This window comes from Nocardioides marmoriginsengisoli (assembly GCF_003725695.1).
Taxonomy (GTDB): domain Bacteria; phylum Actinomycetota; class Actinomycetes; order Propionibacteriales; family Nocardioidaceae; genus Marmoricola; species Marmoricola marmoriginsengisoli.
Genome location: NZ_RJSE01000001.1, coordinates 77,481 through 90,500, shown reverse-complemented (window position 1 = coordinate 90,500; position 13,020 = coordinate 77,481). Strand labels below are relative to the sequence as shown.

General features: G+C 69.8%; 12 protein-coding genes and 1 riboswitch. Of the genes, 7 read left to right on the top strand and 5 right to left on the bottom strand.

What is annotated here, in order from left to right; genetic code table 11:
- Positions 1 to 7 precede the first annotated feature (7 nt).
- Positions 8 to 153: riboswitch (SAM riboswitch) on the bottom strand.
- Positions 154 to 228: 75 nt separating this feature from the next.
- From otsB to EFK50_RS00460, 3 genes are read right to left on the bottom strand one after another with little or no spacing between them, the layout of a single operon-like run.
- Positions 229 to 1,074, bottom strand: a complete 846-nt coding sequence (otsB, locus tag EFK50_RS00470) for a trehalose-phosphatase (RefSeq protein ID WP_123225585.1) — start codon at positions 1,072 to 1,074, stop codon at positions 229 to 231.
- Positions 1,075 to 1,095: 21 nt separating this feature from the next.
- Positions 1,096 to 1,617: a LytR C-terminal domain-containing protein gene (locus EFK50_RS00465; protein ID WP_123225584.1), complete on the bottom strand. Its 522-nt coding sequence runs from the start codon at positions 1,615 to 1,617 to the stop codon at positions 1,096 to 1,098.
- A gap of 3 nt (positions 1,618 to 1,620) precedes the next feature.
- Positions 1,621 to 1,917: a DUF3263 domain-containing protein gene (locus tag EFK50_RS00460; protein ID WP_123225583.1), complete on the bottom strand. Its 297-nt coding sequence runs from the start codon at positions 1,915 to 1,917 to the stop codon at positions 1,621 to 1,623.
- A gap of 134 nt (positions 1,918 to 2,051) precedes the next feature.
- Here EFK50_RS00460 and EFK50_RS00455 point away from each other — a divergent pair, with 134 nt between their 5' ends.
- Both EFK50_RS00455 and EFK50_RS00450 read left to right on the top strand, forming a co-directional pair.
- The gene (locus EFK50_RS00455) at positions 2,052 to 3,512 is read left to right on the top strand and encodes an alpha,alpha-trehalose-phosphate synthase (UDP-forming) (RefSeq protein ID WP_123225582.1); all 1,461 of its coding nucleotides are present in this window, start codon (positions 2,052 to 2,054) and stop codon (positions 3,510 to 3,512) included.
- Positions 3,513 to 3,567: 55 nt separating this feature from the next.
- Positions 3,568 to 4,974: a WS/DGAT/MGAT family O-acyltransferase gene (locus EFK50_RS00450; RefSeq protein WP_123225581.1), complete on the top strand. Its 1,407-nt coding sequence runs from the start codon at positions 3,568 to 3,570 to the stop codon at positions 4,972 to 4,974.
- Between the two features lie 3 nt (positions 4,975 to 4,977).
- Here EFK50_RS00450 and EFK50_RS00445 read toward each other — a convergent pair whose 3' ends face one another.
- A complete protein-coding gene (locus EFK50_RS00445; RefSeq protein WP_123225580.1) occupies positions 4,978 to 6,519 on the bottom strand; it encodes an FMN-binding glutamate synthase family protein in 1,542 nt (513 codons plus the stop codon).
- Positions 6,520 to 6,634: 115 nt separating this feature from the next.
- Between EFK50_RS00445 and EFK50_RS00440 the strand changes: the two genes are divergently transcribed.
- The 5 genes from EFK50_RS00440 to EFK50_RS00420 are packed head-to-tail and all read left to right on the top strand — an operon-like array spanning position 6,635 to position 11,281.
- A complete protein-coding gene (locus tag EFK50_RS00440) occupies positions 6,635 to 7,942 on the top strand; it encodes an alpha/beta fold hydrolase (protein WP_123225579.1) in 1,308 nt (435 codons plus the stop codon).
- Positions 7,939 to 8,811 carry an SGNH/GDSL hydrolase family protein gene (locus EFK50_RS00435; RefSeq protein WP_123225578.1) on the top strand — a complete coding sequence of 291 codons (873 nt, stop codon included), beginning with the start codon at positions 7,939 to 7,941 and terminating at the stop codon, positions 8,809 to 8,811. Before EFK50_RS00440 ends, EFK50_RS00435 begins: the two co-directional genes overlap by 4 nt.
- Positions 8,812 to 8,846: 35 nt before the next feature.
- A complete protein-coding gene (locus EFK50_RS00430; protein WP_183407629.1) occupies positions 8,847 to 9,746 on the top strand; it encodes an SGNH/GDSL hydrolase family protein in 900 nt (299 codons plus the stop codon).
- Between the two features lie 8 nt (positions 9,747 to 9,754).
- Positions 9,755 to 10,441, top strand: coding sequence for a uracil-DNA glycosylase (locus tag EFK50_RS00425; protein ID WP_123225576.1), 687 nt, complete (start codon positions 9,755 to 9,757; stop codon positions 10,439 to 10,441).
- A 51-nt stretch (positions 10,442 to 10,492) separates the two neighbouring features.
- On the top strand, positions 10,493 to 11,281 hold the full coding sequence (locus tag EFK50_RS00420; protein WP_123225575.1) for a dioxygenase family protein: 789 nt from the start codon (positions 10,493 to 10,495) through the stop codon (positions 11,279 to 11,281).
- On the opposite strand, the gene EFK50_RS00415 is transcribed toward EFK50_RS00420, so the two are convergent.
- Complete coding sequence (locus tag EFK50_RS00415; protein ID WP_123225574.1) at positions 11,278 to 12,900, bottom strand: GMC family oxidoreductase; 1,623 nt, start codon at positions 12,898 to 12,900, stop codon at positions 11,278 to 11,280. The two genes, EFK50_RS00420 and EFK50_RS00415, sit on opposite strands and share 4 nt — an antisense overlap.
- Between the last annotated feature and the right edge of the window lie 120 nt (positions 12,901 to 13,020).

Genomic DNA, 13,020 nt, shown 5'->3' with positions numbered 1-13,020 from the left:
GGCCTCCTTCTCATCTTCCCGAGGCCGGATCTCGACCAAGGACGGATTTGGCACCGCACCGCGCAGATCCGAAACCCTGGCGGGCGATCGGAGGCTTGCGCGGCGGTTGCCGGGACTTCAACGGGCCGTTCCCTCAGTCCCTCTCGATGAGCTGTGCACCAGCGTAGGCAGCCGCTTCGTCGAGCGCACATCGATTCCGAACTCTGAGACACCTGTCTCAGATGTTGGTCACGCGTGCCGGATCCGGACGTCCTCCGCGAGCTCGGCGAGGAACGCCATCACCCCGTCCGGGCCGGCCACCTCGACGTCGGCCAGCGCCCTCAGCGCCGACTCCTCGTCCGAGCCCGAGCAGACCAGCAGCGTCGGCAGACCGGTCGCGCGCAGCTCCAGCACCGCCTCGAATGCGGGGACGTCACCGAGGTCGTCGCCGACGAAGACCACCGCTCCGGCCTCGAACTCCGACACCAGCGCGTGCAGGGCCCGGCCCTTGTCCATGCCGGAGGCGCGGATCTCGACGACCAGCCGGCCCGGCTCCACGCTCAGTCCGCGTTCCCGAGCAGCCTCGGTGAGCACCGGGAGCAGCCGCTCGAACGCAGCGGCGGGATCGGCCAGCCGCCGGGTGTGCACCGCGACCGCGAGGCCCTTCTCCTCGATCCAGGCCTCGGGCGCCCCGGCCCGGCGGAGCAGGTGCGGCAGGGCGAGGATCAGGCCGGAGATCGCCGGCGGAGGCTTCGGCGAGACCACCCGGCGGTGCGCCGAGGTCCACCGCTCGTTGCCGTACTGACCGAGGACGACCAGCTCCCGGCCGTGCTCCGCGATCGCGTCGCCGACCTCGTCCAGGCCGCCCAGCGCGAGCACCTGCCGGGCCGGGCGCCCGGTCACCACCGCGATCGACCGGACCTCGGCAGCGAGCCGGTCCAGCACCTCGCCGGCATCCGGGTGGATGTGCGCGACCGCGGGGTCGTCGACGATCGGCGAGAGGGTCCCGTCGAAGTCGAGCGCGACCAGCAGCCGCCGGCCCGCGCGGACCACGGCGGCGTACTGCTCGGCACCGTCAGCGGAGCTGAACTCCATGGGGACTACTCAATCAGAGGTTCAGCGGTAGTCGTCGGTGAGGATGACCGTCAGGTTCTTCGGGTTCATCGGGGCGAAGGATGCCTTGATCCGGTTGATCCCCAGGTCGTCGGCGAGCAGCTGCGCGGCCGCCTTCAGCTTCGGCCCGTAGTAGACCGTGCTGGTGTCGACGTTCCCCTGCCAGTTGTCGGTCGTCAGGATGTTCCAGCCGACCTTCGACGCGCGGGTCGCGGTCTTGCCGGCGAGCCCCTTGACGTTGGTGTTGTTGAAGATCACGACGTTCGTCCTGCCGCGCTTGACCACCGGCGGCGGCTTCGGTGTCGTGGTCGGGGTGATCACCGGGGTGGACGGGTCGGTCCCGCCCGGCTCCAGCGGCGCGCTCGAGGTGTTCGCGGCCGGGTTCGCCTTGGCCGGGGAGTCGTCGTCGCCCTGGGTCGCCACGAAGACCAGTCCCGCAAGGGCGATCACCGAGACGCTGAAGACCATCAGCCGCGTCGGCAGCACGAAGCCGCCCTGATCGCGGAGCCGACGGTTCCCGAACACGACCTACAGCTCGAAGCCGAGGCGACGGGCCGAGCGCTGACGCTGTCGGGCCGCGCGGAGCCGACGGAGGCGGCGTACCAGCAGCGGGTCGTGCGCGAGGGCCTCGGGACGGTCGATCAGGGCGTTGAGCACCTGGTAGTACCGCGTCGAGCTCATGTCGAACTTCTCCCGGACGGCGGCTTCCTTCGCACCGGCGAACTTCCACCACTGGCGCTCGAAGTCGAGGATCCCCTGATCGCGCTCGGACAGGCTGCCGGAATCGGCGGGCTGCCCGGAGCTGAGCGCTTCACTCGCGACCATCGTGGGTGACTCCTCGGGATGCTGCAGGTGGACGTTCCTCATCCTAGGCGACAAACGACACGGATGTCATTCGATCGCTCCGGGCGAGTCCCACCTGCTGAGAACGCGTGCGCGGCCCCTAGGGTGGAGGCGTGATGGGATCCGGTCGCCGCCGCGGAAACGCGGTCCAGCGCGCCGATCTGGTGATCGTCGCCAACCGCCTGCCCGTCGACCGGGTGGTCGAGGCGGACGGTTCCACGACCTGGCGCCGCTCCCCCGGCGGCCTGGTCAGCGCGCTCAGCCCGGTGATGAACACCCAGGAGGGCGCCTGGATCGGCTGGCCCGGCGACGTCGGCGAGGACCTCGCGCCGTTCGAGAACGAGGGGATGACGCTGGTCCCGGTCAGCATGTCCGCCGAGGAGTACGAGGAGTACTACGAGGGCTTCTCCAACGCCACCCTCTGGCCGCTGTACCACGACCTGGTCGCCAAGCCCGAGTTCCACCGGGAGTGGTGGGACTCGTACGTCGCGGTCAACCGCCGCTTCGCCGAGGCCGCGGCGGCGGTCGCCGCGGAGCACGCGATGGTCTGGATCCAGGACTACCAGCTCCAGCTGGTGCCCGCGCTGCTGCGCGACCTCCGCCCCGACCTGCGGATCGGGTTCTTCCTGCACATCCCGTTCCCGCCGGCCGAGCTGTTCAGCCAGCTGCCCTGGCGGCGCGAGCTGCTCCAGGGCCTGCTCGGCGCCGACCTGGTCGGCTTCCAGCTCCCCGGCGCCGCGCAGAACTTCATCCGGCTGGTCCGCGAACGGGTCGGCCACAAGACCCACCGCGACTCGGTCTACCTCCCCGACGGCCGGATGGTGACCGCCAAGGCATTCCCGATCTCGATCGACACCGCCGGGTTCACCGAGCTGGCCCGGTCCGAGCCGGTGCAGGCGCGGGCGAAGCAGATCCGCGAGGACCTGGGCAACCCCCGCCGGATCTTCCTGGGCATCGACCGGCTCGACTACACCAAGGGCATCTACGCCCGCCTCCGCGCCTTCAGCGAGCTGATCCACGACGGCCACTTCACCGTCGAGGACGCCACCTTCGTCCAGGTGGCCAGCCCGTCGCGCGAGCGCGTGGACCAGTACCGGATCCTGCGCGACGACATCGACCGGCTGGTCGGCCACATCAACGGCGACCTCGGACGGCTCGGGCGCCCGGCGATCTCCTACCTGAACGCCTCCTTCCCGCGGGAGGAGATGGCAGCCCTGTACGTCGCCAGCGACATCATGGTGGTCACCCCGTTCCGGGACGGGATGAACCTGGTCGCCAAGGAGTACGTCGCCTGCCGGTACGACGACGACGGCGCCCTGGTGCTCTCCGAGTTCGCCGGCGCCGCGGCCGAGCTGAAGCAGGCCTACCTGGTCAACCCCTACGACATCAACGGCATGAAGGCCCAGATGCTCGAGGCGTACCGCGCCGAGGAGAAGGAGCTCGCCAAGCGGATGCGGGCGATGCGCAAGACGATCGTCGAGAACGACGTCGCCAACTGGGCGAACAACTTCCTCGCCGACCTGGCCGCTGCGCGCCCCGGGCACGAGAAGCAGGTCAAGCCCGCCAAGCGCTCCTGAGCCTCGACCCGCCGAAACCTGGTCGCCGGGACGTCGCCGGCCCTAGTCTGCGGAAATGAGCCGCAGAGTGCTGAAGGTCAACGACTCGGCCTGGTTGTACGCCGAGTCGCACCGCACCCCGATGCAGGTCGCAATGCTGGCCACCTTCGCCGTCCCCGAGGACCGGCCCGACTTCGTCCGCGACCTGGTGGCCCGGTGGCGCGAGGTCCGCGAGTACCAGCCGCCGTTCAACTACCTGCTCAAGTCGGCCCCGGTGCCCAGCTGGAAGGAGCTGGCGCCCGAGGAGATCGACCTCGACTACCACTTCCGGCACTCCGCCCTCCCGCGCCCGGGCTCCCAGCGCGAGCTCGGCGTCCTGGTCTCGCGGCTGCACTCCTGGAAGATGGACCGCCGCTACCCGCTCTGGGAGTGCCACATCATCGAGGGCATCAAGGATCCCGACCAGCCCGGAGACCAGTGGTCGATGTACATGAAGGTGCACCACTCCCAGATCGACGGCGTCGGCGGCATCCGGCTGCTCAAGCGGATCCTCTCGGCCGATCCGGCGGCCCGCGACATGCTGCCGCCGTGGGCGGTCGGCACCCACGGCCCGGACCAGTCCGGCCTGCCCGCCCGGGAGCCCGCGGCCGAGCCGGCGCCCCGGGAGTCGGTGTCGGTCCGGTCGATCGCGAGCGCCGGTTCCGCGGTCGTCGGCTCGCTCGGACGTACGTACGGCGAGAGCCTGGTCGGCAGCAACGAGGTCGGCCGCGCCGTACCGTTCCGCGCGCCGAAGACGATCTTCAACGGACGGATCCACACCCCGCGCCGGTTCGCGACCCAGCACTACGCGGTCGACCGGCTCAAGGCGGTCTCGGCCGCGATCGACGGCAGCCTCAACGACGTCTTCCTGGGGATCTGCGGCGGAGCGCTGCGCCGCTACCTGGTCGACGCCGGCCGGCTGCCCGACGACCCGCTGATCGCCAACGTCCCGGTCTCGGTGCGGCCGGGCGACGCCCCCGGCGTCGGCAACGCGATCACCTTCCTCTACTCCAGCCTCGGCACCGACATCTACGACCCGGTGGTGCGGATCAAGGCGATCCAGGAGTCCACCCGGCTCGGCAAGGAGCGGCTGCCCCAGGTCGGCGGGCTCGCGATGGACGCCTACACGGCGATGCTGATGGGACCGTTCCTCAGCCAGGCGATCCTCGGCTTCGGCGGGCGCGGGCGGCCGGCCTCGAACGTGGTGATCTCGAACGTCCCCGGGCCGAACGAGCCCCGCTACCTGGACGGGTCCCGGCTCGAGGAGATCTACCCGGTCTCGCTGCTCTTCAACGGGCAGGCCCTGAACATCACCGCGGTCTCGTACGACGGCGAGTTCAACATCGGCTTCACCGGCTGCCGGGACTCGATCCCGTCGCTGCAGAAGATCGCCGTGCACGCCGGCGAGGAGCTCGAGGCGCTGGAGCAGGCGCTCGGCCTGTGACCGCTAGGGCACCGGCTCGTCGAAGGTCGCCTGCGGGTGCATCACCCGGATGATCTCGTCGGCCAGGTCGGCGCCGAGCTCGCCCCAGCCGTCCTTGTACCCGTAGACCGCCGCCAGCGACCGGGCCTCGTAGTCGCCGCAGAAGATGTCGACGTCGTCGGCGGTGATCAGCCCCGGGTGCGCGACACCGACGGCGGCCGAGACCTTCATCAGCTCCTTGCGCAGCGTGGTGATGTAGTGCGCGCACCGCTCCGACTTCAGGGTCGGGTCGAGGCCGTGCACCAGCCACGGGTTCTGGGTCGCCACCCCGGTCGGGCACTTGTCGGTGTGGCACTTCTGGGACTGGATGCAGCCGATCGCGAGCATCGCCTCGCGGGCCACGTTGACCAGGTCCGCGCCGAGCGCGAACGCCACCACCGCGTTGTCGGGCAGGCCGAGCTTCGCCGATCCGATGAAGGTCAGCCGGTCGGTGAGGCCGAGCTCGGCGAAGGTGCCGTAGACCCGGGAGAACCCCATCCGGTACGGCACCGCGATCGAGTCCGCGAAGATCAGCGGCGACGCGCCGGTGCCGCCCTCGCCGCCGTCGACGGTGACGAAGTCGACGCCGCGGTCCCCCGGCGACATCAGCCTGGCCAGCTCGTGCCAGAACGCCATCTCGCCGACCGCGGACTTGATCCCGACCGGCAGCCCGGTCGCGTCCGCGATCCGCTCGACGAAGTCCAGCATGCTGTCGACGTCGCCGAACGCTGTGTGCCGCGACGGGCTGGCGCAGTCCTTGCCCTCGGGGATCCCGCGGATCTCGGCGATCTCGCGGGTCACCTTCGCCGCCGGCAGCAGGCCGCCCAGACCGGGCTTGGCGCCCTGGCTGAGCTTGATCTCGATCGCCTTGACCGGTGCCGAGGCGACCACGTCCTGGAGCCGGGCCAGGTCGAAGTTGCCGTGCTCGTCCCGGCAGCCGAAGTACGCCGTACCGATCTGCAGCACGATGTCGCCGCCGTTGCGGTGGTACGGCGACAGCCCGCCCTCGCCGGTGTTGTGCATGCACCCGGCCGCCGCCGCGCCCTTGTTGAGCGCGGTGATCGCCGCGCTCGACATCGAGCCGAAGCTCATCGCCGAGATGTTCACGACCGACTCGGGCCGGAACGCCTTGGCCCGCCCGCGCGGCCCGCCGAGGATCTTCGCGCTCGGTAGCCGTCCGGTCTTGTCGTGGTCGTCGGGCAGCTGGCTGGCGAAGGTGCGGTGCTTGATGTACGCGTGCCCCTGGGTGTGCTCGACGTCGACGTCGGTGCCGAAGCCGAAGTAGTTGTTCTCCTCCTTGGAGGAGGCGTAGATCCAGGTGCGCTGGTCGCGGGTGAAGGGCCGCTCCTCCTCGTTGCTGGTCACGATGTACTGGCGCAGCTCCGGCCCGATCGTCTCCAGCAGGTAGCGCGCGTGGGCGATCACGGGGAAGTTGCGGGTCAGGGCGTGCTTCTTCTGGGTGAGGTCCCGCGCCGCGACGACGCCGACCGCCACCACCGCCCCACCGACGAGCCGGCTCAGTTTCATGGGTTCGTCCTATCGCTCCCGACGGCACCGTGTCCATGGTCCGTACGACGCCTCCTTCCGAGTCCCATTCACCGGACGTACCTCGGAATGAGGGCATTGTTGGTAATTTTCGTCCATGGATCTGATCCCGAAGCCGGACCAGGTCGCCTCCGCCGCCAGCAACGTCGCCCACAAGGTGTTCTACGGCGGGCTGGCCGACTTGCGTCCGATGCCCCGAACGCTGATCGACGACGGGCCGCTGCGCGAGGTCTACCACTACCGGCCGCAGAAGCAGGTCAAGTCGACCGGGGACCCGATCCTCCTGGTCACCCCGCTCGCGGCACCGGCGATCTGCTTCGACCTGCGCCGGGACTGCTCGCTGGTGGAGCACTTCGTCAAGGCCGGCCGGCCGACGTACCTGGTCGAGTACGGCGAGATCTCGTTCAAGGACCGCAACCTCGGCATGGAGCACTGGGTCGACGAGGTCGTTCCGGAGGCGATCAAGGAGGTCAGCGCGCACGCGGGCGGCCGTCCGGTGCACGTGATCGGCTGGTCCCTCGGCGGCATCTTCGCCGCGCTCGCCGCCGCGTCGGACAACAAGCTGCCGATCGCCTCGCTCACGATCGTCGGCTCCCCGTTCGACGTCCGCGAGGTGCCCCTGGTGGCGCCGTTGCGCCCGATCCTCAAGCTGACCGACGGCGGCATCGTCACCCGGGTCTACCGGGCGATGGGCGGCGCGCCGAAGCCGCTGGTCCGCCGCGCCTTCCAGCTCAGCAGCGGCACCAAGATCCTGACCAAGCCGATCGCCACGCTCCAGCACCTCGACGACGCCGAGTGGCTGGCCCAGATCGAGGCCGTCGACCGCTTCACCGCGAACATGATCGCCTACCCGGGCCGGACGTTCGGGCAGCTCTACCACCGGATGCTCAAGCACAACCAGCTGAACACCGGGAAGGTGAACCTGTCCGGGCACCAGATCGACCTGGCCGCCGTCAAGGCACCGGTGCTGGTGTTCGCCGGCAACACGGACGGGATCGCGCCGATCCCCGCCGTGAAGGCGATCGTGCCGCTGCTGGCGAACGCCCACGAGGTCCGTTTCGAGATCGTCCCCGGCGGCCACCTCGGCATGCTGACCGGCCGTGCCGCCCGGCACACCACCTGGGTGGTGATGGACGAGTGGATCACCCAGTACTCCACGCCGGACGACCGGGTCCCGGCCCAGCGGACCCCCGGCGCCAAGGCGACGAAGCCCGCGAAGAAGGCCGCCAAGAAGGCGACCGCCAAGAAGTCCCCCGCCAAGAAGGCCGCTCCCCGAAAGGCACCCGTGAAGAAGGCAGCAGCGAAGAAGGCCTCCGACGTCGCTCCGGATCGTTCGGCGATCGGTTCCAACCGCGAGCGCCGGTTCTCCTCGAGCTCCTCGCGCGACCTGGCCCAGAAGCGATGAGCCGCCGCGTCCGCCGGGCCGCCGGCCTGCCGCTCCTGGTTGCCCTGCTGATCCTCTCCGGCTGCGGTGCCGGCGGTTTCGGCGGCGGCGGTGACCGGGAGGAGCCCAAGACCTCGATCAGCAACTACGTCGCCCTGGGCGACGGTTTCGCCGCCGGGCCGTACCTGGGCAAGGTCACCGACGCGAACTGCCTGCGGACCGCGAACAACTACCCCGTCCAGGTGGCGAAGGCGATCGGCGCGAACACCGTCACCGACGTCTCCTGCACCGGCGCCGGCACCCGCGCGCTGGCGCACAAGTACAAGGCGGCCGCCACCAAGAAGGAGCTGCCGGCCCAGATCGACGCGGTCACCAGCGACACCGACCTGGTGACCCTCGGCATCGGCATCACCGACCGCGACCTGATCAACGTGATGTTCCGGATGTGCCTGGAGCTGCCGTGCGGGCCCGACGAGGTGCTGCCGAAGCCGGTGCAGACCCAGCTCAAGCTGTACGGCGAGGACCTCACCTCAGCGGTCCGCACGTTGCAGGACAAGGCGCCCAAGGCCTACATCGTGCTGGTCGGCTACCCGCAGATCGTCGCGACCGGGGACAGCTGCGCCAAGCTCCCGAAGGTCTCCGCGGCCCAGCTGGACGCCGCGACCCTGGTCCTCAAGGCCGTCAACGACACCCTCCGGTCGGCCGCGCAGCAGACCGGCTCGGCGTACGTCAACGTCGCCGCGATCTCCGCGAACCACTCCGCCTGCTCGGACGACCCCTGGGTCAACGGGTTCAAGTCGGTCAAGGGCAAGTCGAAGGCCTACCACCCGCGCGCCGCGGAGCAGGCGGCCGTCGCGGCCGCGATCGCGGACCAGGTCCGCTCCCGCTGACCACCCCCCGGCAATAATGAGGTGCCATGGATCCGATGACTGACCTCCCACGCCACCGGACGCGCCGCACCACCGTCCGCGCCGGCGCCGCCCTGCTCGTCGTCCTGGCGCTGGTCGCCTCCGGCTGCGCGAAGAAGAACCCGGACACCCGGCCGGGCGACATCGACAGCTACGTCGCCCTGGGCGACTCCTACACGGCGGTCGCCGGCGACAGCCCGGTCACCCACGCCGCCTGCCTGCGCTCGAACGACGACTACCCGAACCTGCTGGCCGAGCGGCTCTCGATCGCCGACTTCAAGAACGTCGCCTGCGCCGGCGCGACCTCGGCCGCGCTCGAGACGACCCAGTACCCGGCGAACAAGCGCGGCTCGAACCCGCCGCAGCTCGACGCGGTCAACGAGGACACCAAGCTGGTGACCCTCGGCATCGGGCTCAACGACACCGGCCTCTCCTTCTACCTGCTCTACACCTGCCTGCCGTACCAGGGGAAGATCACCGCGGCCTGCACCAAGTACCTCTCCAAGCCCGACGGCTTCATCGACGGTGCCGTCAGGACGATCGGTAGCGAGGTCGCCGGCGACCTGACCAAGATCCGCAAGAAGGCGCCGGACGCGCGGATCGTGCTGATCGGCTACCCGCGGATGATGCCCGACACCGGCGGCTGCCCCGAGCAGATGCCGCTGCCCGACGAGGCGCTCGACCGGATCCGGAAGGCGCTCAAGGACGTCAACGACGCGATGGAGCGTGCTGCCCGCCGTACCCGGGTCGACTACGTCGACATGTACACGGCGTCGAAGGGCCACGACGTCTGCTCGGACTCGCCCTGGGTCAACGGCCAGGCCAACATCCCGGGCAAGGCCCTCGCCTTCCACCCGTACGACGAGTACCACGCCGCGGTCGCCGACAAGCTCGCGTTCCTGCTCGAGAAGAAGTAGCCCTGGCGATGAGCGCGCTCGCCGACCTGGCCGCCCGCGGGCTGATGGCCGCCGACTGGGCCGAGGCGCTGGCACCGGTCGAGGAGGACCTCACCCGGATGGGGACCTTCCTGCGCGCGGAGGTCGCCGCGGGCCGGGGCTATCAGCCGGCCGGCGACCTGATCCTGCGGGCGTTCCAGCGGCCGCTCGCCGAGGTGAAGGTGCTGATCGTCGGCCAGGACCCGTACCCGAACCCGGGCCACCCGGTCGGGTTGAGCTTCTCGGTGGCGCCCGAGGTCCGGCCGTTGCCGCCGAGCCTGGTCAACATCTACAAGGAGCTGATCTCCGACCTGGGTGTCGCGCCGCCGACCAACGGCGACCTGTCCGCCTGGGCCGACGCCGGCGTGATGCTGCTGAACAGGACCCTGACCACGGCGCCGAACGTCTCGAACGCCCATCGCGGCAAGGGCTGGGAGCCGCTGACCGAGCGTGCCATCGACGTGCTGGCCGCCCGTGGCGGTCCGCTCGCCGCGATCCTCTGGGGAGCCGACGCCCGCAAGCTCCGCCCCCGGCTGGGCGAGGTGCCGTGCGTCGAGTCCGTGCACCCGAGCCCGCTGTCGGCCCGCAACGGCTTCTTCGGGTCGCGGCCGTTCAGCACGGTCAACGACCTGCTCGTCGCCCAGGGCGGCGAACCGGTCGACTGGAGCCTGCCCTGACGCAGGACCTGCCTCTTGATTTTAGTTGAATCCTGAACTACTCTGGATCGCATGAGCGAGACCAGTACCCGGATGCCTGCCCTCTACATCGGCCACGGTGCACCGCCGCTGCTCGACGACCCGGTGTGGTCCGGGCAGCTGCGCGACCTGGCCTCGACGATGGCGCGCCCGAAGGCGATCCTGATCGTCAGCGCGCACTGGGAGTCGGCGCCGCTCTCGCTGAGCGCCTCCGGTCCCGGCACCGAGCTGGTCTACGACTTCGGCGGCTTCGACGCGAAGTACTACCGGATGCGCTACGACACCCCGGACGCGAGCGCCCTCGCCCAGCGGATCGCCGCGATGATGCCCGACACCGAGCCGGTCCACCAGCACGCCAGCCGCGGGCTCGACCACGGCGCCTGGGTGCCGCTGACGATCATGTACCCCGAGGCCGACATCCCGGTGCTGCAGATGTCGTTGCCGACCCACGACCCCTACAAGCTGCTGACCCTCGGCAGCCGGCTGCGCGAGCTCCGCGACGAGGGCGTGCTCGTGATCGGCTCCGGCTTCCTGACCCACGGGCTGCCATTCCTGCGCGACTTCAGCATCGACGCTGCCGCGCCCGGCTGGTCGGTCGACTTCGACCACTGGGCCGCCGAGGCGCTGTCCCGCGGGGACGTGAACGAGCTGGCGTCGTACCGGACCAAGGCTCCGGGGATGCCTTACGCGCACCCCACCGTCGAGCACTACACGCCGCTCTTCGTCACCCTCGGTGCCGCCCTCGACCCCGAGGCCCCCGGCGACCAGGTGATCGACGGCTACTGGATGGGGTTGAGCAAGCGCTCCCTGCTGGTCGCCTAACGACCCAGGATGATGCTCGCGGCCTTCTCGCCGATCATGATCGCGGGGGCGTTGGTGTTGCCGCCGGTGATGCTCGGCATGATCGAGGCATCCGCGACGCGCAGCCCCTCGACACCGCGGACCTTGAGGTCCGGGGAGACGACGGAGAGCTCGTCCACGCCCATCCGGCAGGTGCCGACGCCGTGGTAGATCGAGGTCGCCCGGTTGAGGATCTCGTTGCGCAGGTCGCTGCCCTGGAGCGCGATGCCCGGGTGGATCTCCTCCTTGACGTGCCCGCCGAAGGCCGGGTCGGCCATGATCGCGCGGGTCATCTCCGAACCCTCGAGGAGGGTGTCCAGGTCACTGGTCTCGGCGAGGTAGTTGTAGTCGATCAGCGGCGTCGACGTCGGGTCGGTGTTCGCCAGCCGGAGCGTGCCGCGGCTGCGCGGGTAGATCAGCGAGACCAGCACGGTCATCGCCGTCCGCGGGTCGACGTCGTGCATGATCGGCTCGTCCTGGTTCGGCGAGACGTAGGACCACGGCAGCATGTGCAGCTGCAGGTCCGGCACGCCGTTGACCGAGTGCGAGGTCTTCACGAAGCCGACGGACTCGAAGACCGAGTTCGCCAGGAACGTCGTCCCCGGGCGCAGGACCTCCTTGGCGATGCCCTTGGCGAAGAACGCCGGGCTGCCCTTCATCTTGGTCGACGTGGTGTGGAACGTCATCGCGTGGAACATGTGGTCGTGGAGGTTGTCGCCGACCGGGAGGTCGGAGACGACCTGGATGCCGTGGTCCTTGAGGTGCTGCGCGTGGCCGACGCCCGAGAGCATCAGGATCTGGGCCGAGCCCACGAACCCGGCCGAGAGGATGACCTCCTTGCCGGCACGGATGGTCCGCTTGGAGCCGTTCTTGTCCGTCACGTTCACGCCGGTGGCGCGACCGTTCTCGATGACGACCTTGTCGACCATCACCTCGGACTGCAGCTCCAGCGTGGCCGGCGCGAGGTTGTGCACGTAGCCGCGGGACGCGCTGTAGCGCAGACCGTCCACGGCGTTCTGCTGCATGTAGGAGATGCCCTCCTGCGACGCTCCGTTGTAGTCGTCGTTGATCGGGACGTCGAGCGCGTTCGAGACCGCGTTGATGAACTGGTGCGTGCCCTCCTGCGGGGCCTTGTTCTTGGAGATGCGGATCGGGCCGGTGCGACCGCGGTACGCGTCCTCGCCGCCGTCGTAGCTCTCCATCCGCTTGTAGGCGTCGTTGACCGAGTCGGCGTCCCAGCCCTCGTTGCCCTCGGCGGCCCAGGAGTCGTAGTTGGCGCGGTTGCCGCGCACGTAGACCATGCCGTTGACCGAGCTGGAGCCACCGACGACCTTGCCGCGCGGGACCGGCATCTTGCGGTCGAGGATGTGCTTCTGCGGCACCGAGTAGAAGCCCCAGTCGACGGTCTTCTTGATCTGCGGCACGGCGTGCATCGGGCCGATCATCCCGGGCTTCTTCACCAGGAACTTCTCGTCGCTCTTGCCCGCCTCGAGGAGGATCACGCTGTGGCCCGCCTCGGCCAGCCGGCCGGCGAGTGCACTGCCCGAGCTGCCGGATCCGACGACGACGTAGTCGGCTTCGCTGGACCGCTTCTTAGCCATGGTTCCCTCATTCATCCGCGACGGTGAGCCCGGTCACCCCGGGCCGCATAAATGTAACAAGTTCTAGTTTGGCCGTCGAGAGCGGACCACGGGGTCTCGCAAATGTGCCCGAAGGTCCCG